This window comes from Pseudomonas rosaeacicularis (assembly GCF_057128745.1).
This window is the reverse complement of the sequence record NZ_JBSKHT010000014.1, coordinates 45394-64949: the sequence shown is the minus strand read 5'-3', so window position 1 is coordinate 64949 and position 19556 is coordinate 45394. Positions and strand designations below refer to the sequence as shown.

The 19556-nt window shown below is 59.5% G+C and carries 17 protein-coding genes; 8 read left to right on the top strand and 9 right to left on the bottom strand.

The features are described from left to right. Nucleotides 1-132: 132 nt before the first annotated feature. The 4 genes from pstS (at nt 133) to pstB (ending at nt 3872) form a co-directional block, all read left to right on the top strand. On the top strand, nt 133-1152 hold the full coding sequence (pstS, locus tag ACWKWM_RS18755; RefSeq protein WP_483836851.1) for a phosphate ABC transporter substrate-binding protein PstS: 1020 nt from the start codon (nt 133-135) through the stop codon (nt 1150-1152). Between the two features lie 70 nt (nt 1153-1222). Then, nucleotides 1223-2218: a phosphate ABC transporter permease subunit PstC gene (pstC, locus tag ACWKWM_RS18750; protein ID WP_483847570.1), complete on the top strand. Its 996-nt coding sequence runs from the start codon at nt 1223-1225 to the stop codon at nt 2216-2218. Continuing rightward, nucleotides 2215-3093, top strand: coding sequence for a phosphate ABC transporter permease PstA (gene pstA, locus ACWKWM_RS18745; protein WP_483847569.1), 879 nt, complete (start codon nt 2215-2217; stop codon nt 3091-3093). The genes pstC and pstA overlap by 4 nt, the downstream gene beginning before the upstream one ends. Further along, nucleotides 3093-3872: a phosphate ABC transporter ATP-binding protein PstB gene (gene pstB, locus ACWKWM_RS18740; protein WP_483847568.1), complete on the top strand. Its 780-nt coding sequence runs from the start codon at nt 3093-3095 to the stop codon at nt 3870-3872. The genes pstA and pstB overlap by 1 nt, the downstream gene beginning before the upstream one ends. Here pstB and ACWKWM_RS18735 read toward each other — a convergent pair. Beyond that, nucleotides 3869-4804 carry a LysR family transcriptional regulator gene (locus ACWKWM_RS18735; RefSeq protein ID WP_483847567.1) on the bottom strand — a complete coding sequence of 312 codons (936 nt, stop codon included), beginning with the start codon at nt 4802-4804 and terminating at the stop codon, nt 3869-3871. The two genes, pstB and ACWKWM_RS18735, sit on opposite strands and share 4 nt — an antisense overlap. Nucleotides 4805-5103: 299 nt before the next feature. On the opposite strand from ACWKWM_RS18735, the gene ACWKWM_RS18730 reads away from it, so the two are divergent. The 3 genes from ACWKWM_RS18730 to ACWKWM_RS18720 all read left to right on the top strand — a co-directional run bounded on the left by ACWKWM_RS18730 (nt 5104) and on the right by ACWKWM_RS18720 (nt 8151). After that, nucleotides 5104-5904 (top strand): SDR family oxidoreductase, encoded by an 801-nt coding sequence (locus ACWKWM_RS18730; RefSeq protein ID WP_483847566.1) that lies wholly within the window; start codon nt 5104-5106, stop codon nt 5902-5904. Further along, nucleotides 5897-7747 (top strand): glycoside hydrolase family 15 protein, encoded by a 1851-nt coding sequence (locus ACWKWM_RS18725; protein ID WP_483847565.1) that lies wholly within the window; start codon nt 5897-5899, stop codon nt 7745-7747. Before ACWKWM_RS18730 ends, ACWKWM_RS18725 begins: the two co-directional genes overlap by 8 nt. 194 nt (nt 7748-7941) lie before the next feature. After that, the gene (locus ACWKWM_RS18720) at nt 7942-8151 is read left to right on the top strand and encodes a hypervirulence associated TUDOR domain-containing protein (protein WP_483847564.1); all 210 of its coding nucleotides are present in this window, start codon (nt 7942-7944) and stop codon (nt 8149-8151) included. A gap of 775 nt (nt 8152-8926) precedes the next feature. Here ACWKWM_RS18720 and ACWKWM_RS18715 read toward each other — a convergent pair. The 7 genes from ACWKWM_RS18715 to ACWKWM_RS18685 all read right to left on the bottom strand — a co-directional run bounded on the left by ACWKWM_RS18715 (nt 8927) and on the right by ACWKWM_RS18685 (nt 16101). Further along, complete coding sequence (locus ACWKWM_RS18715; protein ID WP_483847563.1) at nt 8927-9451, bottom strand: hypothetical protein; 525 nt, start codon at nt 9449-9451, stop codon at nt 8927-8929. 199 nt (nt 9452-9650) lie between these two features. Next, nucleotides 9651-11090, bottom strand: coding sequence for a DUF2723 domain-containing protein (locus ACWKWM_RS18710; RefSeq protein WP_483847562.1), 1440 nt, complete (start codon nt 11088-11090; stop codon nt 9651-9653). Between the two features lie 46 nt (nt 11091-11136). Beyond that, nucleotides 11137-12108, bottom strand: coding sequence for a lysylphosphatidylglycerol synthase transmembrane domain-containing protein (locus tag ACWKWM_RS18705; RefSeq protein WP_483847561.1), 972 nt, complete (start codon nt 12106-12108; stop codon nt 11137-11139). After that, nucleotides 12105-12845: an SDR family oxidoreductase gene (locus ACWKWM_RS18700; protein WP_483847560.1), complete on the bottom strand. Its 741-nt coding sequence runs from the start codon at nt 12843-12845 to the stop codon at nt 12105-12107. Before ACWKWM_RS18700 ends, ACWKWM_RS18705 begins: the two co-directional genes overlap by 4 nt. Nucleotides 12846-12877: 32 nt before the next feature. Beyond that, nucleotides 12878-14194 carry an FAD-binding oxidoreductase gene (locus ACWKWM_RS18695; protein WP_483847559.1) on the bottom strand — a complete coding sequence of 439 codons (1317 nt, stop codon included), beginning with the start codon at nt 14192-14194 and terminating at the stop codon, nt 12878-12880. Then, nucleotides 14191-15642 (bottom strand): UbiA family prenyltransferase, encoded by a 1452-nt coding sequence (locus ACWKWM_RS18690; protein WP_483847558.1) that lies wholly within the window; start codon nt 15640-15642, stop codon nt 14191-14193. The genes ACWKWM_RS18695 and ACWKWM_RS18690 overlap by 4 nt, the downstream gene beginning before the upstream one ends. Nucleotides 15643-15840: 198 nt before the next feature. After that, nucleotides 15841-16101, bottom strand: coding sequence for a transmembrane sensor/regulator PpyR (locus ACWKWM_RS18685; protein WP_483847557.1), 261 nt, complete (start codon nt 16099-16101; stop codon nt 15841-15843). 228 nt (nt 16102-16329) lie between these two features. Here ACWKWM_RS18685 and norR point away from each other — a divergent pair, with 228 nt between their 5' ends. Then, entirely contained in the window at nt 16330-17886 is a 1557-nt protein-coding gene (gene norR / locus ACWKWM_RS18680; RefSeq protein WP_483847556.1) for a nitric oxide reductase transcriptional regulator NorR, read from the top strand. A 165-nt stretch (nt 17887-18051) separates the two neighbouring features. Here norR and ACWKWM_RS18675 read toward each other — a convergent pair whose 3' ends face one another. Then, a complete protein-coding gene (locus ACWKWM_RS18675) occupies nt 18052-19500 on the bottom strand; it encodes an MFS transporter (protein ID WP_483847555.1) in 1449 nt (482 codons plus the stop codon). Nucleotides 19501-19556 lie beyond the last annotated feature (56 nt).

Here is a 19556-nt window from a genome sequence, read left to right as displayed (position 1 = left end):
CGCCTACAAAATCCCGCCAATTTCCGCCGCTGTCGAGAGACTGTCATCAGACTGAAATGTTTCCAGTTTTAAATCTGCCTCGGGTCATGAAGAGTGACCACACACACCAAATTCCCTTGTTGAGGTACTGCCGTGATTCTGCTGACTAAAAAACGCCTGTCACTCCTTCTGGCTTCAATGTGCTTGAGCGGGATGGCACACGCTGTTGACGTCACTGGTGCAGGTTCGAGTTTCGTATTCCCGGTGATCTCCAAGTGGTCCCAGGACTACAGCAAGAGCGCTGACAACCGCGTCAACTACCAGTCGATCGGTTCGGGCGGCGGTATCGCTCAAATCAAGGCAGCTACCGTGGACTTCGGCGCATCCGACGCTCCAATGTCCGCTGAAGACCTGAAAGCCGCAGGCCTGGGTCAATTCCCAAGCGTGATCGGCGGTATCGTCCCGATCTACAACGTTGAAGGCATCGAGTCCGGCAAGCTGAAACTGGACGGTCAGTCACTGGCTGATATCTTCCAGGGCACCATCAAAACCTGGAACGACCCTAAACTGGTTGCTCTGAACCCGGACCTCAAACTGCCAGCGACCGCGATCACCGTGGTTCACCGTTCGGACGGTTCGGGTACTTCGTTCAACTTCACCAGCTACCTGGCAAAAGTCAGCGACGCGTGGAAATCCGGCCCAGGTACAGGCTCAGCCGTTCAATGGCCAGTGGGCGTGGGCGGCAAGGGTAACGAAGGTGTGGCAGCCTACGTAAAACAGATCAAGGGTTCGATCGGTTACGTTGAATACTCCTACGCTACTCAGAACAAAATCTCCTACTCGCAGCTGAAAAACGCCGCAGGCAAGTTCATCGAGCCTAATGCCAAGGCGTTCGCCGCTGCCGCTGACACCGCCGATTGGGCCAGCGCCAAAGACTTCAACCTGATCATGACCAACGCCCCGGGCGACGCCGCATGGCCGATCACCGCGACCACCTGGATCATCATGTACAAGCAACCTAAGAATGCCGAGAAAAGCGCCGCTGCTTTCGACTTCTTCAAATGGTCGCTGGAAAAAGGTCAGTCTCAGGCTGAAGCCCTGGAATACGTAGCACTGCCAAAATCGCTGGTCAGCAAGATCGAAGACTATTGGAAAACCGAGTTCACCAAGTAACTCAACGCTTCTGAGTCTTACCCCTGTCATCGCCACCCGGTGACAGGGTTTCTTTGCGAGTGGACCTACCATGACTGAAAACACCCAATACATGTCCGCTGTCATTCCGGATGTCCAATCCGAGAGCGAAAAACGCGCGGCCCGCGATCACCGTCATGACGCCTGGTTTCGGCGCACGATGCTAGGCGCGGCTCTGTTGGTGCTGGTTCTGCTGGCAAGTATTGCTGGCTCGACGCTGTGGGGCGGTGCCCTGGCGTTCAAGACCTTTGGTTTCGAATTTCTCACCAGTACCGAATGGGACGTGGTCAACGGCAAGTTTGGCGCGTTGGTCCCGATCTACGGCACGTTGGTGACCTCCTTTCTCGCGCTGCTGATCGCCGTTCCGGTGAGTTTCGGCATCGCGATTTTCCTGACTGAAGTTGCGCCGCCCTGGTTGCGCATGCCGATCGCCTCGGCCGTCGAGCTGCTGGCGGGCATTCCTTCGATCATCTACGGCATGTGGGGCCTGTTCGTCTTCGGCCCCTTCATGGCAGAAAACATGGCGCCCTGGATCAACGACAATCTGGGCGCCTTGCCTTTGATCGGTCCGATCTTCCAAGGCCCGCCGCTGGGCATCGGTATGCTGACCGCCGGTATCGTGCTGGCGATCATGATCACCCCCTTCATTACCTCGGTGATGCAGGAAGTCTTTCGCAGCGTCCCGGTGGCACTCAAAGAATCGGCTTACGCCCTGGGCGGCACGACGTGGGAAGTGGTCTGGGACATCGTCCTGCCTTATACCCGCTCGGCGGTGGTCGGCGGGATTTTCCTGGGTCTGGGCCGCGCGCTTGGCGAAACCATGGCGGTCACCTTCGTCCTCGGTAATGCCCACCAATTCTCGGCGTCGCTGATGATGCCGAGCAGCTCGATCGCTTCGGTGATCGCCAACGAGTTCAGCGAGGCCTATACCGACCTGCACCGTTCGGCACTGATCGCTTTGGGCTTCCTGCTGTTTGTTGTGACGTTCATCGTCTTGGCGCTTGCCCGTTTTATGCTGTCTCGTCTGTCGCGTAAGGAGGGGGTATGAGCAAGGTCGAAAACGAGAACCTGTATCGCGTTCGCAGCATCAAGAACATCATCGCCATGGTGTTGAGCTGCGGCGCTACGGCGTTTGGACTGCTGTGGCTGGTGTGGATTCTGCTGACCACTGTGGTCAATGGCTTTCAGGCCCTCAATGCCCGGCTGTTCACCGAAATGACACCTCCGCCGGGCTCCGAAGGCGGTTTGGCCAACGCCTTCTATGGCAGCTTCTTGATGTCCGGGATCGGCCTGTTGATCGGTACGCCGATTGGCTTGATGGCGGGAATCTGGCTGGCCGAGTTTGCTCGTCATACCAAGCTCGGCAACGCCGTGCGCTTTATCAACGACATCCTGCTGTCGGCACCGTCGATCGTGTTGGGCCTGTTCGTGTACACCGCCGTGATTTTGCCGTTGAGCGCCGTCACCAACCATCAGGTCGGCTTCTCTGCACTGGCCGGTGCCCTGGCCCTGGCGTTGCTGGTGATCCCGGTCGTTGTGCGCACCACCGATGAAATGCTTCAGCTACAACCCTCGACCATGCGCGAAGCCGCGTTGGCGCTGGGCGTGCCGCAGTGGAAACTGACCCTGCAAATCGTCCTGCGCGCAGCCAAGGCCGGCGTCGTCACCGGCGTGTTGCTGGCACTGGCACGCATCACCGGTGAAACCGCGCCGCTGTTGTTCACCGCCTTCGGTAACCAGTTCTGGAGCAGCGACATCCTCAAGCCGATCGCCAGTGTCCCGGTGGTGATCTTCCAGTACGCCATGAGCCCGTTCGATGACTGGCATTCCCTGGCCTGGGCCGGCGCGCTGATCCTGACAATGTTCGTTCTGGTTTTGAGCCTGAGCTCCCGTTTAATTCTTTTGCGTAATAGGTCGTCCTGATGAATAACCTTTCCCTTGCCGATGAAAAAACCAAGATCCAGGTGCGCGGCCTCGAGTTTTTCTATGGCGACAACAGGTCGCTCAAGTCCATCGACATGAACATTCCCGAGAAGCGCATCACTGCGATCATCGGCCCGTCGGGTTGCGGCAAGTCAACGCTGTTGCGGGTGTTCAACCGCATCTACTCGATGTACCCGAAACAGGAAGCGCGCGGCGAAGTGCTGCTCAACGGCGAGAACATCCTGGCCCCGAGCTATTCGATGAACCGTCTGCGCAGCAACGTCGGCATGGTATTCCAGAAGCCGGTGCCGTTTCCGATGTCGATTTTCGAGAACATCGCCTACGCCGTGCGTCACCACGAGAAGCTGTCCCGTCGTGAGATGGAAGAGCGCGTTGAGCAGGCTTTGCGTGGCGCTGCGCTGTGGGACGAAGTGAAAGACAAGCTCAAGCAGAGCGCTCAGAGCCTGTCGGGTGGTCAGCAACAGCGGTTGTGCATCGCCCGGACCATCGCGTTGCGCCCGCAAGTGTTGCTGCTGGATGAGCCGACTTCGGCGCTGGACCCGATCTCCACCGGCCGGATCGAGCAGCTGATCACTGAGCTCAAAGAGCAGTTCACGGTGATCATCGTGACCCACAACATGCAGCAGGCGGCACGCTGCTCGGACTACACAGCGTTCATGTTCATGGGTGAACTGATCGAACACGGCGACACCGACACCATCTTCACCAAACCGTCCAAGACTCAGACCGAGGACTACATCACCGGTCGTTTCGGCTAACCGACCGGATTGATAGCGGGGATCGCGTGCGGGTCCCCCATGAACATTTCCAGCTTCTTGCGCAACCAGCGCTCGGCAGGGTCAGTGTCCATGACGCTGAGCCAGACCATCGACAAGTCGAGCATCGGTGTCACGAATGGCAACGGTTCGCCGTACAGCAGGCCGGCGTTGCTCAGCGCGGTGGTCAAATGATCCGGCAGGTTGCACAGCAGATCGGTGCCGGCCATCAACGCGGGCAGGGTGCTGTATTGCGGCACCGACAGCACGGTATGGCGCTTGCGCCCGATCGCTTCGAGCCATTCATCAGCAAAACTGCTGATGTTGGCCACGTACGACACCACCACATGCGGGCGCGAGCAATATTCGTCCAGCGTCATTGGCTTGGCAGGCTTGCGTGCCTGCACCACCATGGGCTGCATCTTGCGCAATTGCTTGCGCTTGGCATTGGCCGGCAATTCACGGGTCAGGCACACGCCGACGGTGACTTCGCCGGACATCAGCAGCTCCGAGATATTCCAGTAATTGACCTGTTTGATGACGATCACGATCCCCGGCGCTTCCTCGCGGATGTTGCGCAGCAGGGCGGGGATCAAGCTGTATTCGACATCGTCGGAGACGCCGAGGCGAAAGGTCATGTTGCTGCTGGCCGGATCGAAGTCGCTGCTCAGGCTCAGGGCCACTGACATCGCATCCAGCGCCGGCGACAGGTGATGAATGATCTCGTGCGCCCGCGCCGTCGGCTCCATGCGGTGGCCGACACGAATGAACAATGGGTCATTGAACAGCGCACGCAGGCGGTTCAGGGCAGCACTGATGGTGGGCTGGCCGAGGAAGAGTTTCTCCGCAGCGCGGGTCACGTTACGTTCTTGCATCAAGGTTTCGAACACCACCATCAGGTTGATGTCGGCCTTGCGCAGTTCATTTCGATTCATCGGTCGTTGCCCCCAATACCCAACATCTGGTCACCCGCTGTTACGAAATGATGGGCGACAGTTTATGGAGAGCGGTTGTGTGGCGTCCAGCGTGGTGGGGTAGATAACCGAGATTTCAGGCGCATGAAACTCTGTAGGAGCGAATTCATTCGCGAATCGGTGGCTCGGGCAATGAGGATCGCGTGACTGCACGGACGCCTCGCGAATAAATTCGCTCCTACAGATCGCCGGCGCTCGCGACTGAACTCCTCCATACGCCACCAGTCAGCATTTAAACGCTCACATGAGGCTCGACATTTATGCTGATTTCTTTGAAGGGCCAGGTCGCCCTTGTCACGGGTGGCAGTTCAGGGCTGGGCGCAGCGTCCGCCAAGGGCCTGGCCGATGCTGGCGCAGCCGTTGTCATCAACTACAACTCCCACGCCGAACCCGCTGAAAAACTCGCGCAACAGATCCGTGATGCAGGCGGCCAGGCCCTTGCGGTCGGCGCCGATGTCTCGAAAGAAGAAGACGTCGAAAGGCTATTCGCCAAGACCCTGGAAGCCTTCGGTCGGCTAGACATCCTGCTGGCCAACTCGGGCTTGCAGAAAGACGCCGCCATCGCTGACCTCACGCTGGCAGATTGGAACAAGGTCATCGAAGTCAATCTGACCGGCCAGTTTCTATGCGTGCGAGCGGCGCTGCGCCAGTTCGCCAAACAAGAGATCCGCCCCGAGGTTTCCCGGGCGCTGGGCAAGGTCATCCACATGAGTTCGGTGCACCAGCTGATTCCTTGGGCCGGGCACGTCAACTACGCGGCGTCCAAAGGCGGCATCGATCTACTGATGCGCAGCATCGCTCAGGAAGTCGGCGAGCAGCGTATCCGCGTCAACAGCATCGCGCCAGGCGCCATTCGCACGGCCATCAACACCAAAGCCACCGAAGGCGATGCCGAGAAAAAGCTGCTGGAATTGATTCCGTACGGGCGTGTAGGGGAGGCCGAAGATGTCTCCAACGCCGTGGTCTGGCTGGCTTCCGATGCCTCGGATTACGTGCATGGCACCACCCTGTTTATCGACGGCGGCATGAGCCTGTACCCGGAGTTCCGAAACAATGGTTGAACACGCGCAACAACCACAGTCCATACCTTGCGACGAGTTGCAAAACCCGATCGAGAACCACGGGATCATCGGCGACATGCGCAGCGCAGCCCTTGTGGCCGACACCGGCAGCATCGACTTCTGCTGCTGGCCGGATTTCGACAGCCCGTCGATCTTCACCGCGCTGCTTGATACCCCGGACGCCGGGATTTTCCAGCTCTCGCCCGACCTGCCTGATGCCCGCCGCCAGCAGTTGTACCTGCCGGAGACCAATGTGCTGATGACGCGCTGGATCGCTGAGGACGCCGTCGTCGAAGTCACGGACCTGATGCCCATTGCCGCTGATCCAGAAGACTTGCCGCGGCTCTCGCGCAGGATTCACGTACGACACGGCCGCTGCAAGGTGCGGATGGTATGCCGGGTTCGGCATGACTACAGCCGCGCCGACACCACGGCGCGCATGGACGGCGAGGATGTGGTGTTCGAGGCCGAAGACCAACCGTCGATGCGCCTTTCCTCGACTACCGCGTTGAGCCTGGATGAGTACGCTGCGGTCGCCGATTTCGAGATAGAGAAGGGCCAGATCGTCGAATTCATTCTGGGCGGCGCCGACGATGAACAGGTCAGCGCCGGCAAGTGCGACCGCTACCTGAAAGACACCGTGAAGTTCTGGACCAGTTGGAGTCGACAGTCCGAATATCGTGGGCGCTGGCGTGAGATGGTCAATCGTTCGGCCTTGGCGCTCAAGCTGCTGACCTCCCGCAGGTACGGCGGCATCGTCGCGGCGGCGACGTTTGGTCTGCCGGAAGAGTCCGGCGGCGAGCGCAACTGGGACTACCGCTACACCTGGATCCGCGACGCCTCGTTCACGGTCTACGCCTTCATGCGTTTGGGCTACACCGAGGAAGCCAACAATTTCATGCACTGGGTCCGTGAGCGCATGGGCGATTGCTGTGAAGACGCTAACAAGCTCGGCATTTTGTATGCCTTGGACGGTCAGGAAGAATTGCCCGAAGTGGAGCTGGATCACTTGTCCGGCCACGGCGGCGCCACGCCGGTGCGCGTTGGCAATGAGGCATACAAACAGACGCAGCTGGACATTTACGGTGAGCTGCTGGATGCGGTGTACCTGTCCAACAAATACGGCGAAGCGATTTCCCACGAAGGCTGGAAGCATGTCACCCGGCTGACCAATGATTTGTGCGACACCTGGCGCAGCAAAGACGTCGGGATTTGGGAAATGCGCGGTGACGATAAGCATTTTCTGCATTCGCGGCTGATGTGCTGGGTGGCGCTGGACCGTGCGTTGCGGCTGTCAATGAAGCGCTCGCTGCCGGCACCGTTTGATCGCTGGGACAAGGAGCGTCAGGCGATTCACGACGACATCTGGAATAACTTCTGGGACGAGGAACGCGGCCATTTCGTGCAGCACATAGGCAGCAAGAATCTGGATGCGTCGATGCTGCTGATGCCGTTGGTACGTTTTGTCGGCGCCAGTGATCCGCGCTGGCTGTCGACGCTGGACGCTATCGAAGGGGCCTTGGTGCGCGACGGCATGGTGTATCGCTATCGCAATGACGACACGCACGACGACGGATTGATGGGCGAAGAGGGCGCGTTTGTCGCGTGTTCGTTCTGGTATGTCGAGTGTCTGGCCCGGGCGGGTAAGGTGGAGCAGGCGCATCTTGAGTTCGAACAGCTGCTGCGTTACGCCAATCCGCTGGGGCTGTACGCCGAAGAGTTCGACGCCCACGGCCACCATCTGGGTAACACCCCCCAGGCGTTAAGCCACTTGGCGCTGATCAGTGCGGCAACGTTTTTGGACCGCAAACTCGATGGTGGCAAGACGCAGTGGCAGCCGTGAATTCAATGACGTCTTCGCGGACAGGTCCGCTCCCACAGGATCTGCGCAAAGCTTGTAGGAGCTGACGAGCCGCCGAAGGCTGCGATTGCGGTTCGCCTGAAACATCGCATCGCAGCCTCGCGCTGCTCGTCAGCTCCTACATGGATTGCATCGGACTCACACACTTTATCCATTCATCAAGCCCGGAGCCAACCATGACCCACCCCTTCAAAGTCGGCGACCATGTCACCTGGAACTCCGAAGTCGGCCACATCAAAGGCAAAATCACCAAGATTCACACCAGTGACGTCGAGTTCATGGGCCGCCATCGCAAAGCGTCCAAAGACGAACCGCAGTACGAAGTCAAAAGCGACAAGACCGGGCATCTGGCGATGCATAAAGAAGATGCGCTGAAGAAGGTCTAGTCGCCGCGGACGATTGCCCTGCCGGCTGCTGTTTCCGCTCTGCGGGTTGCCGATCACTCCTACGCCCTCCGGGCAGAAGCGGAGAGTCGCCCGCCGCGCACCGTTTTCGATTCTGGGCGCAGCCCGTAGGAGCCTTGCTTGCAGGCGATCTGCCGGGAGCCGGCAGCAAAACCTGTGCATGCGGTATGACTGATATATCGAGCCGCCCAATTCCAGGGCTGCTTCGCCGCCCATCGTCGGCAAGCCAGACTCCTACGCCCTCCGGGCAGAAGCGAAACGTTGCCGCCGCACATTGCTTCTGATTCTGGGCGCAGCCCGTAGGAGCCTTGCTTGCAGGCGATCTGCCGTGAGCCGGCAGCAAGACCTGTGCATGCGGCATGACTGATATATCGAGCCGCCCAATTCCAGGGCCGCTTCGGGGCCCATCGTCGGCAAGCCAGACTCCTACGCCCTCCGGGCAGAAGCGGAGAGTCGCCCGCCGCGCACCGTTTTTGATGCTGGGCGCAGCCCGTAGGAGCCTTGCTTGCAGGCGATCTGCCGGGCACCGGCAGCAAAACCTGTGCATGCGGTATGACTGATATATCGAGCCGCCCAATTCCAGGGCTGCTTCGCCGCCCATCGTCGGCAAGCCGAACTCCTACGCCCTTCGGGCAGAAGCGGAGAGTCGCCCGCCGCGCAACGTTTTTGATTCTGGGCGCAGCCCGTAGGAGCCTTGCTTGCAGGCGATCTGCCGGGCACCGGCAGCAAGACCTCTGCATTCGGTACGTCCCCACTTCTAAGCGCGAATATTGACCAGTGACTTCTCTTGAGGGCTCTTCCCAAACTCTTCAAGCGCTTTCACAACCGCTATAGCGGCATTCAAGTCAACGAGGGTGGCTTTCGAATAGTCGTCACCCTGCGTGATGTGCTTTTTCAAGAATTCCAGACTTCGGTCAAAGAAGGCATAAGCGTCGACCACCTTATCGCTGTAGATCTCATTGCCCTGGTTATCAAACTCGACATCGATATTGGCGATGGTACTTACCAGGTCTTCGTCAATTATCCCGAGGTCGCTCAGCATCGTCGCAACCGCAAAAAGATCTTTTGAGGTAGTGTGACGAGGGTCGAAGCCTCTTAAGTTAATGTTCAATCCTTGCAGCTTTTTCACGTTGGAAATGTCTTGGTCCGCCCAGTACTGGCGTACTTTTTCCTTCACTTCGGCCCCCGGACTATTGGTCTGGGATTTGATGTTGAACTGCTTGTTTGGCACTGCAACGTACGACTCTAATCGCCCCTGAACTTTACTTAAATTTCCGATCATAAAATCTCCTGAGATCCGGGTGGGTCTTCAGAAGTGTCGGGCGTCCTGTGGAGATATTGAACGGTTGGCCGTGAAGACGGCATCATTGCCTTATTTACAGACCCTTCCCACATCTACCACCGTAGCCATCCTACAAAAATAAAAAAATGCGCCCCGAAAGACGCACCTTTGACTACTCACAGCGTTAAGTCTGGGCGAGTTACAACGTCCCCTTCGCCTTCACCGCAAACCCCACCGGCAACGCGTCCAGCTGAAACCGACTAGCAATCACGCCGCAATAGCTGGTACGTGCCAGATACGCCCCGGACCCTTGCAGGTAAGAGGTGATGTCTTGCACCTCTTCACACAGCTCGAAGGTGCGGTTCTTCAGGCGCCCGCTCGCTTGTGCCGAGCGCAGGGCGCCGTTTGGGGTCCAGTCGGAGATGATCAGCGCGCCTTCGGGGGCCGCTTGTTCGTAACTGCGCACGAAGGCTTCGGCTGAGCGATCGGGCAGGTAAGGCACCATGAAGTAGTGAATGTCATCGCGAAAGGGCAGTTTTTCGGTGTGGGTCGGCAGCTCAATGATGTTGCTGGCGTAGACCGAATACACCAGCAGAATCGCTACCGGGGAGCAGAGCGCAGACGCTGGCATCAGCTTCTCTGCGCGCACTTTGTGCAGCAATTTCTGCAGTTGAAGCACTCCCAGCAAGCTCAGCAGCACCACCCCCGGCAGAAAAAACGTAAACCGGTCAGTGACGTTGTAAGACACCGCGAACACAAAGTTGAGCATCGCCGCCGCCCACAGCAGGCGTAGCGCCGGGCTCTTGGGAAACAGCACCAGCCCCAGGATCTGCGGGCCGATCAGCGACAGCATCAGCAGCACTACCGAGTTTTTTTCGTGCCACATGTCGTCGAAGCGAAACAGCGAGCCCTGCCACGTAAGCTCCGATGCCCGATCGGGAATGCCGATCAGGTAGCGGTGGCCAATCTCGATCAGACTGCGGCCGGCTTCCATGTCCTGGACGATGGCCGGGAACGTCACGGAAAACCCCAACGCTGCGCCAGGAATGGTCAGCAGCGTGCGCCAGCGATGTTGCCAGACCAGTTGCAGGTACAGCGGCAGCAACACGATGAAGGTCAGTTGATGGATCGCCGCCGCCAGGCCTGTGAACACGCCGATGAGAAACAGGCGCTGCAACTGGCCAAGCTTCAAACGCGCATCGAAATGCACCATGTACGCCAGCATCACCAGCAGCGTATGCAACAGATACACCTCGGCTTTGGTCGAGATCCAGAACACCGCATGGGACAGAATCGCCACGGCCACCGCCAGCAGCGCCTGGCGCGAATTGGCGCCGACACTGATCCCCAGCCGGTAAACCACCCACGCCAGCGGGATCAGCAGGAACGAGTTGAGCAGACTCAGCAGCAGCGGGCCGAACAGGTTGTACACCGCCGTGATGAAAAACTGATACAGCGGATGATCCAGCGGCCCTAGCGATTCGCTGAAGTACTGGCCCTGTGAGGCATCGGCGAGGAACACGCCATTGTCCATCCATTGAATCGGCCCGCTGGACGCCAGAAAGCTCCAGACGATAGCGCCGATGACCAACAACAGCGGGATGAGCGTCGATGACCGACCTCGTTTGCCTGCAACCATGACTTCTACTCCTGTCCCTTTTTTGCTTGAGAGTGCGTGTTGAGTGTTATTGAGCCGGCTGACTGTGCAGCGGGGTTTCGCCTTTGAGTTTGAGCAGCATCACCGCGCCGATCGCCACAGCGAACCACAACGTGGCCAGGCGAATCAGCACCGTGGCAGCGATGGCATCGGCGCTGGACATGCCTTTCCAGACCAGCAACCCGACCATCACCGCTTCTGCGCCACCCAGGCCACCGGGCATGAAACTCACGGCGCCTGCCAGCATGGCCAGGGCGTAGACGAACACCGCGAACGTCAGCGGAATATCGGCCCCCATCCATTGCAGAATCCAGTCGAACGCCAGCGCTTCTGCGCTCCAGGCAATCACGCTGAGCAACGTCAGACCGAGCAGCAGGCCCAGGCGATTGCAGCGCTGGGCCTGCAACAACACCTGCATCAGGTGATGCAGCAACCCGATGACCTTGCCGCCTTTTGTCGGCAGCATCAGTGTCAGGCGCTCAAGCAATCGGCGTTGCGACAGCACCAGCAAACCGACCAGCACCAGGCTGACGCCGACCACGATCATCGGCAGCGCCTCGGGGTACAGCGACAGGCCGAACAGAGTGAGCAGCACCACCGCGAACAGGTCCGACAGACGCTCACTGATGAACGCCGCAAAGCTCTTCGGATACGGCACGCCCCAGCGCTTGAGCAGCACGCCGCGCAGTGCTTCCCCGGCTTTGCCCGGCGTGGTCGTCAGGGCAAAACCGGCCAGATAAATGTTCAGGCTCGGGCGCCAAGGCATCGGATGGCCCAGCACTTTCAGGTACGCCTGCCAGCGCACGAAGCGCAGGCCGTAGTTGACCGACGACATGAACAGCGCGATGAGGATGCCAATCAGGCCCACTTCGCCCACCGCCTGGCCGACCGCGTGCCAGCCGCCCCAAAGCGAGAATCCCAGATATCCCAACGCCGAGCCGACCACCGACAGCACCACCGCTCGGAAGCGCCAGCCGGACAGCAGCAGAGGCTCGTTCACAAGTTGAGCCTCTTGAACACCGGTTGCGGAATCGAGCGGATGATCCACATGATCAGCGCCCAGAAACCGGGGGCATACAGCGTCGGCACCTTATTGGCGATGCCGGTGACGATGCGTTGCGCCACCTGCGCCGGTTGCGCGAGCAACGCGGCAGGCAGCGCCAGGCCCTTGGTCATCGGCGTGTCGACAAAGCCCGGCTTGATCGTGGTGACGTGCACGCCAATCTTGAACAGCCTGGCCTGCAAGCCTTCGCAATAGGTCGAGACCGCAGCTTTAGCGCTGCCGTACAGATAGTTGGAAGGGCGTCCGCGATCGGCCGCCACCGACGAAATAATCGCCAGACTGCCGCAGCGCTGAATCTCGAACTGCACCGCCAGCACCGTCAGCAGGGCAATCACCGACGTGCAGTTGTTGGCGAACTCGCGCAGCGCCAGATCGACGTCCACTTCGCAGGCTTTCTGGTCGGGCAGGGTGCCATGGGCGATCAGGGCGATGTCGATCTGCCCCAGCGCGGTCAGGCAACGGCTCACCATCAACGGGTGCGCCTGAACGTCATTGGCGTCCATTTCGTGCAGCGTGACATGGCGCGCGCCGCGCCCTTTGAGGTCGGCGGCGGTCTGTTGCAGCTTGTCGACGTTACGCGCCACAAGGAAAAAATCGCTGCCCTGCGTGGCCCATAAACGGGCGCAGGCACTGGCGATGGCTGAGGTGGCACCGATGATCAGGACGCGTTTCATGGCGGTGTTCGCCTCCGTCTTCATAGCTGATTTCATAAGATCACGCGTCTCCAGAAACGGGACATCAGGGAGGGATCGCGCAGCGCTTCCAATTGCTCCCAGGCGGGGTACGCCTGACGAAAATCAGCGCCGCTCATGTGGGCATCCTTGGCCGGATACAAGCGGCCTCCGGCTGCCCGGACGATGTCGTCCAGGCGCGGGAATACAACGTTTTCAAGGGTTTCGCTCTGGGGGAAATCCAGTGCCAGCGAAGTACCTGGCAGGGGGAATGAGAGCAGCCCCGGCGAGCTGATGTCGCCACAGCGCTTGAGCACCGCAAGAAAAGATCCCTGACCGGAGTCGGCAATGGCTGCCAGTAACTCGCCCATGGCAACTTCGGCAGTGGCATCGGGGATGACGCATTGGTATTGCTGAAAGCCGCGCCGACCGTAAATCCTGTTCCAGTGCAGCACCCGGTCCAGCGGGTAGAAAAACGGCTCGTACCGGCTGCGTTTCTGCGTGCGCTGGCTGGGGTGCAGGCGCCAGTAGGCGTTGTTGAACGCGCTCAACGACAGCTTGTTGATCAGCGACACGGGCGGCGTCACCGGCATGCTCAGTTTCGAGCGCTGGCCGACTTCCAGCGAGCCGTATTGCGCGTGGTCGCCGACGATGAACACGCCGCGGCCGGTCTCGGCGCCCTTGGCCAGACAATCGACCCATGCCACGCTGTATTCATGCTGTGCATCCAGCTCGGCGGACAGCGCAAAAAATTCCGCCAGATTGCCGAAGCGCTGCACCGTGAAATCAATCTGGCTGGCGCGAATCGGGATCAGCTGGATGTCCGCCCACTCGATCACACCGGTCAGGCCAAGGCCGCCGATGGTGGCCGCAAACAGCTCGGTATTAACGCTGGGAGAACAGGTGATCGAGCCCTCGCCTTGGCGCAACAGACCAAAACTGCGCACATGACGGCCAAAAGTGCCGCGTACGTGGTGATTCTTGCCGTGAACATCGTTGGCGATGGCACCACCGATGGTCGCAAATTGGGTGCCGGGGGTGACTGGCAGAAACCAGCCCTTGGGGATCGCCACCGCCAGCACGGCGGCCAGGGTAATACCCGCTTCGACACGCACGGTGCCAGCCAGCCAGTCAGCACCGATCAACCGGTCAAGGGCATTCATGTGCAGCACTTCATTACTGCTGGCCAGACAACTGTCGCCGTAACTGCGACCGTTGCCGAAGGGCAGGCTGCTCTGGTGGCTGTCGATCACCCGATCCAGATGCGCGGGCAAATCGTCCAGCCATTCACAACGATGGCCGCGCTGCGGTGTACGCGGGAAGCGTCCCCAGGAATACAACGGCGTACTCATGCGGCAATCCAGAACATCATCATGAACGCGGCGCCAATGAGCTGGCTGGTGCGGTCACGGATGGCGAACACCACCGGGTCGTCGTTCATCATGCCGCGATGGGTCAACATCCATACCCGCGTGACCCAGAACAGCAGCAGCGGGCACGCCAGCCAGATGATGTGCGGTGTGCCATACAGCGCGGTGGTGGCGGCGTCCTGGATGTACAGCGCCAGAACCATCACCGCCAGGTACCCGGACGAGGCGCCTAGAGACGCGATCATGTCCAGATCCCCCGGATAATAGCCGCGTCCGCGGGCCATCGTGTTGACCTCTCGGGCCCGGGCATCGCGCAGTTCGGCGTAGCGCTTGACCATCGCAAGGCTCAAGAACATAAACATTGAGAAGGCGAGAATCCAGAACGTCAGCGTCAGGTTGAACGCGGCGACGCCGGCGATGATGCGCGCGGTGTAGAGCATCGCCAGCACAATCACGTCCACCGCCATCATGCGTTTGAGGTGCAACGAATACGCCAGCGTCAGGCCGTAATACGCCGCCATGACCGCCGAGAATTGCCAGGGCAACAGCATCAGCGCGCCACCGAAGGACAACGCGAGCAAGGTCGGCACCAGTAACAGTCCGGCCTTGATCGACAGTTTTCCGCTGGCGAACGGGCGGTTGCATTTGCTCTTGTGGTGGCGGTCGTCGCACAGGTCCAGCAGGTCATTGAGGATATAAACGCTGGAGGCGCACACCCCGAAAAACAGAAACGCCAGGACGCCGTCCCGCACCAGTTCGAACTGGCTGATGCGATGTGACGCCAGCAACGGCACGAACACCAGCGCGTTTTTCAGCCACTGGTGCATGCGCAAGGCTTTGCGCCAGTCGCGCAGGGAAGGGGTATTGGAGTGAATGACCGGCTCGATCTCGCGCACAGCTTTTATGCGCTGTTCCACACCTGAATCGGGGTTCACTAAATAGGCCTGGCGCGACACGCCCCAGATCGGCAAATCATCTTTTGAGTTGCCCAGATAGTCGAAACCACCTTCACCGTAGTGCGCCACTAACAAGTCGCGTTTGTTATTACCGGACAAGTTGCGATTGGCGTTAGAGGCCAGGACAAGATCGAACAGCTCAAGATGTTCGGCAATTTTTTCCGCCAGACTGACATGGCTGGCAGTGGCCAGTACAATCATGCGGCCCTTGGCTTTTTCGGCCTTTATCAGCTCGATGATCTGCGGATCGTAGGGCAGCACCGACACATCAATCTGCGTCTCCAGCGCGAGGCCTTCTTTCAACGCTGCCTTGCCCTTGAGCAGCCAGCCCAGCAACTTATAGGCTTTGAGCGGCTGGCTTCTGACGAACGCCATGGCTGTTTCCATCAGCAGATCAGAACGCAGCAAAGTGCCATCCAGATCAACTACCAGCGGCGGATAAGTTTCGAGAACTCGTCCCTGAATTCTGGCCATAGTGAGTGCTCCTTTGAGGTCGACTCGACTATAGTCACAATTGTTTTTTTTCCGACTCATTTAAATTAAACAGCGGCGGTGAAGACGACAGTGACCTGACGTCAGAATTTATTACACGTTGAAGTGGCATTTTCGAAACTAGCCGTTTCAATAATGAAACACTGCGCTGGCAACTTTTTGGCGAGCCTGCGATGACTGTTATTTGGCGATGTGCATCAGGGTAATGCCGTTTTCTTTACGCAGGTTGTGCTGTGCCAGGAGACGCATGACGTAACCGATCTTGATCAGCGTCGGCCCGACAATGGTCATGGCGTGCAGGCTGACCAGGCCTACCAGATTCAAATGCAGGTCCAGCACGTAAGCGCCGAGGATGCCCGTCAGCAGCATGATCAGCCCAGTCCACAGGACGCGAGTCGAAAGGGACAGCACATTGATTGGGTTGTTGAAGAAATCGAACATGGCCGTTACTCCTGAATCGATGATGACGAGGCAACTGCTCGCCGGTATCAAGCCTTTATCAGGAAACGTGCCAATTCCATCGGGCTTTTAAATCAATGGGTTAAATGCGCTGTGTCGTAACGACCTGAGCGGCGTGCTGTCGTTTTAACGTGCCGCGCTGTCATAATGACCGCGATTTAAATACCGTTAGCTGGACGTTCTGTGGATCAGTCCGCCTTTGAGGTCGTTATGACGAATCCCTTGCTGTTGGCGTTGGTGCCCCTGGTGGCCGACCTGTCCCGGGAACTGCCGGACGAAGAGCGCTATCGGCGCCTGCTGCGGTCCTTGCGCCAACTGCTGCCGTGCGATGCGGTTGCGCTGTTAAAGCTCGACGGCGATGTGCTGGTGCCGATGTCAGTAGAAGGGTTGAGTCCTGACACCCTCGGGCGCCGGTTCAAGGTGGAGGAGCATCCCCGGCTCAAGATCATCCTGGAACATCGCGGTCCGACGCGTTTCTCCACTGACTGCGATCTGCCGGACCCTTACGACGGCCTCGTCGATGGTCATCACGGCCACCTGGAAGTCCACGATTGCCTGGGGTGTCCGCTGTATGTGCAGGACAAACCCTGGGGCGTGATTACTCTGGATTCTCTGGACCCCTCAACTTTTGGCGCGCTGGACCTGGACAATCTTCAAGCGTTTTCCAGCCTGGCGGCGGCCACGGTAACGGCCAGTGAGCGGATCAATCAGCTGTCGCGCAATTTTGAAGACCAGCGTCAACTGGCTGAAGTCTACAAACGCGCCGCCGGAGGGCGCGGCCCACGGGAGCTGATCGGCCAAAGCGCGGTGCACAAACGTCTGCAGCAGGAAATCCAGTTGGTCGGCAACAGCCCGCTGACCGTGTTGATCACCGGCGAAACCGGGGTGGGGAAGGAACTGGTCGCCGAATCCATCCACCTCAGCTCGCCCAGGGCGCACAAACCGCTGATCAGCCTCAACTGCGCGGCGTTGCCGGAACTGCTGGTGGAAAGCGAGTTGTTCGGTCATGTGAAGGGCGCGTTCTCCGGTGCGGTCAGTGGCCGCAGCGGCAAGTTCGAACTGGCCCATGGCGGCACGATCTTCCTCGATGAAGTGGGCGAGCTGCCACTGCCGGTGCAGGCCAAACTGCTGCGGGTTTTGCAGAGCGGGCAGTTGCAGCGTGTGGGTTCTGATCAGGAGCACCACGTAGACGTGCGGATCATTGCCGCCACCAACCGCGACCTGGCGCAAGAGGTCAAGGAAGGGCGCTTTCGTTCTGACTTATATCACCGCCTGAGCGTTTACCCGCTGCTGGTGCCGCCGCTGCGCGACCGGGGCCGCGATGTGCTGCTGCTCGCCGGTTTTTTTCTCGAAGAAAACCGCGCCCGCATGGGACTGCGCAGCCTGCGCATGAGCGCCGAGGCGCAAAAGATGCTGGTGGATTACACGTGGCCGGGCAATGTGCGCGAGCTGGAACACTTGATCAGCCGTGGCGTACTGAAGGCGTTGTCGGGGCACACTGAGCGTCCGCGAATCCTGACCATCGAGGCTGCCGCGCTGGGCCTTGACGAGGGCGCCTCTGTACCTGCACCCACCCTCGCGATCAACGGCATCGCGCCCATCATCAAACCCGGCGAAGGACTGAAGGAAGCGGTGGACGCCTACCAAACCATCCTCATCAGCGAAGCGCTGGAGCGCCATCAGGGCAAGTGGGCAGACGTGGCGCGAGAGCTGAACGTTGATCGCGCAAACCTGAGCCGCCTGGCCAAGCGGCTCGGGATTCGGTGAGTGGGATTGCACAAGCACCGCCAATCCACCGTGGGAGCGGACCTGTCCGCGAAGGCAATGTATTAGGCGCTACAGATGGGCTGGATGTTCCGGCCTCTTCGCGGACGGGTCCGCTCCCACAGGTCTATCTGTGTCTCAAGAAATCGGCCGCCTCGCCACCCACCGTCAATGCGCAATGTCCTCCAGCGCCAGGTTCCGCGTCCTCGGTCCGAACGTGGCGATGGTGATCATCACGATCAGCATGCTCACGACGATAAACGTCAGCACCCCCGGCGTGCCGAAGTGGTCCAGGAAGAAACCGATCAGCAAGCTGCTGAACACCGTCGACAACCGGCTGAACGAATAGCAGAAACCCACTGCCCGAGCGCGGATGTTGGTGGGGAACAGTTCGCTCTGGTACGAGTGATAGCTGAAGCTCAGCCAGGCGTTGCAGAAGGTGATCATCACGCCGCAGAAGATCAGCCCCACCGGGGTAGTCTGCTGGGCGAACACGGTGCCGAAGATCATCGCACCCAACGCCGAGCCGACTATCTGCCATTTATTCTCGAAACGGTTGGCGAACTTGACGAACAGCAGCGGCCCAAGCGGGTAGGCGAGCGTGATAACGAACGCATATGCCAGGCTGTGGGTGACGCTGACGCCCTGACCGGACAGCAACGCCGGCAGCCAGTTGCCAAAACCGAAAAAGCCGATGGCCTGGAACACATGAAACACAATCAGCATCAATGCGCGGCGGCGGTAGGGCGGCTGCCAGATGTCGGCGAAGCGGCCTTTGCCTTCTACCGTCACGGTGTGGGTCTCGGGCTCGTCGAGGGTTTTGCCGGGCTCTTTGCGTTGCAGGTCGTTGACGCAGCGCGCCTCGAGGTCATCCATGATCCGCTCGGCTTCGTCGAAGCGTCCGTGTTGCGCCAACCAGCGCGGGGACTCGGGCAAACGTGAACGCAGCCACCAGATAAACAGCGCAAACACGGCGCTCGCCAGCACCACCCAACGCCAGCCGGAAATCCCGAACGGCGCTTGCGGCACCAGCCACCAAGACATCAACGCCACCGACGGCACCGAAAGAAACTGCACGAAAAAGGCGAAGGCAAACGCCGAACTGCGCATGCGTTTGGGCACCAGTTCCGAGAGGTACGCGTCGATGGTCACCAGCTCAATCCCCAAGCCAATGCCCACCAGAAAGCGCATGCAGATGATGCCCAGCGCCGAAGTCTGGATGCCCATCAACACGGTAGCGACGGTGTACCAGATCAGCGCAAAGGTGAAAATCGCCCGACGGCCGAAGCGGTCTGCGATGGGGCTCAGGCAACTGGCGCCCAGAAACAGACCCAGAAATGTCGCGGACGCAAACGCCGCCTGATCAGAGAAACCGAACACGCCCTGATTGCCGGTGGCGAACAGCCCGTCGCGAATCAGGCCTGGGCTGATGTAGGCGGTCTGGAACAGATCGTACAGCTCGAAAAAGCCGCCGATGGACAGCAGCGCAACGAGTTTCCAGAGTGTGGCAACAGCGGGCAGGCGATCAATGCGCGCCGAAATGTGCGCGGCCCGCACCGGGTCAATGCCGTCGGAGCCATTAGCCGTCTTCGCGGCCGTTTGTGCAGAAGCAGACATGTCGAAGTTCCAGTTCCGTGGGACCGGCCATGGTAACGGAATCGAGACAAAACATT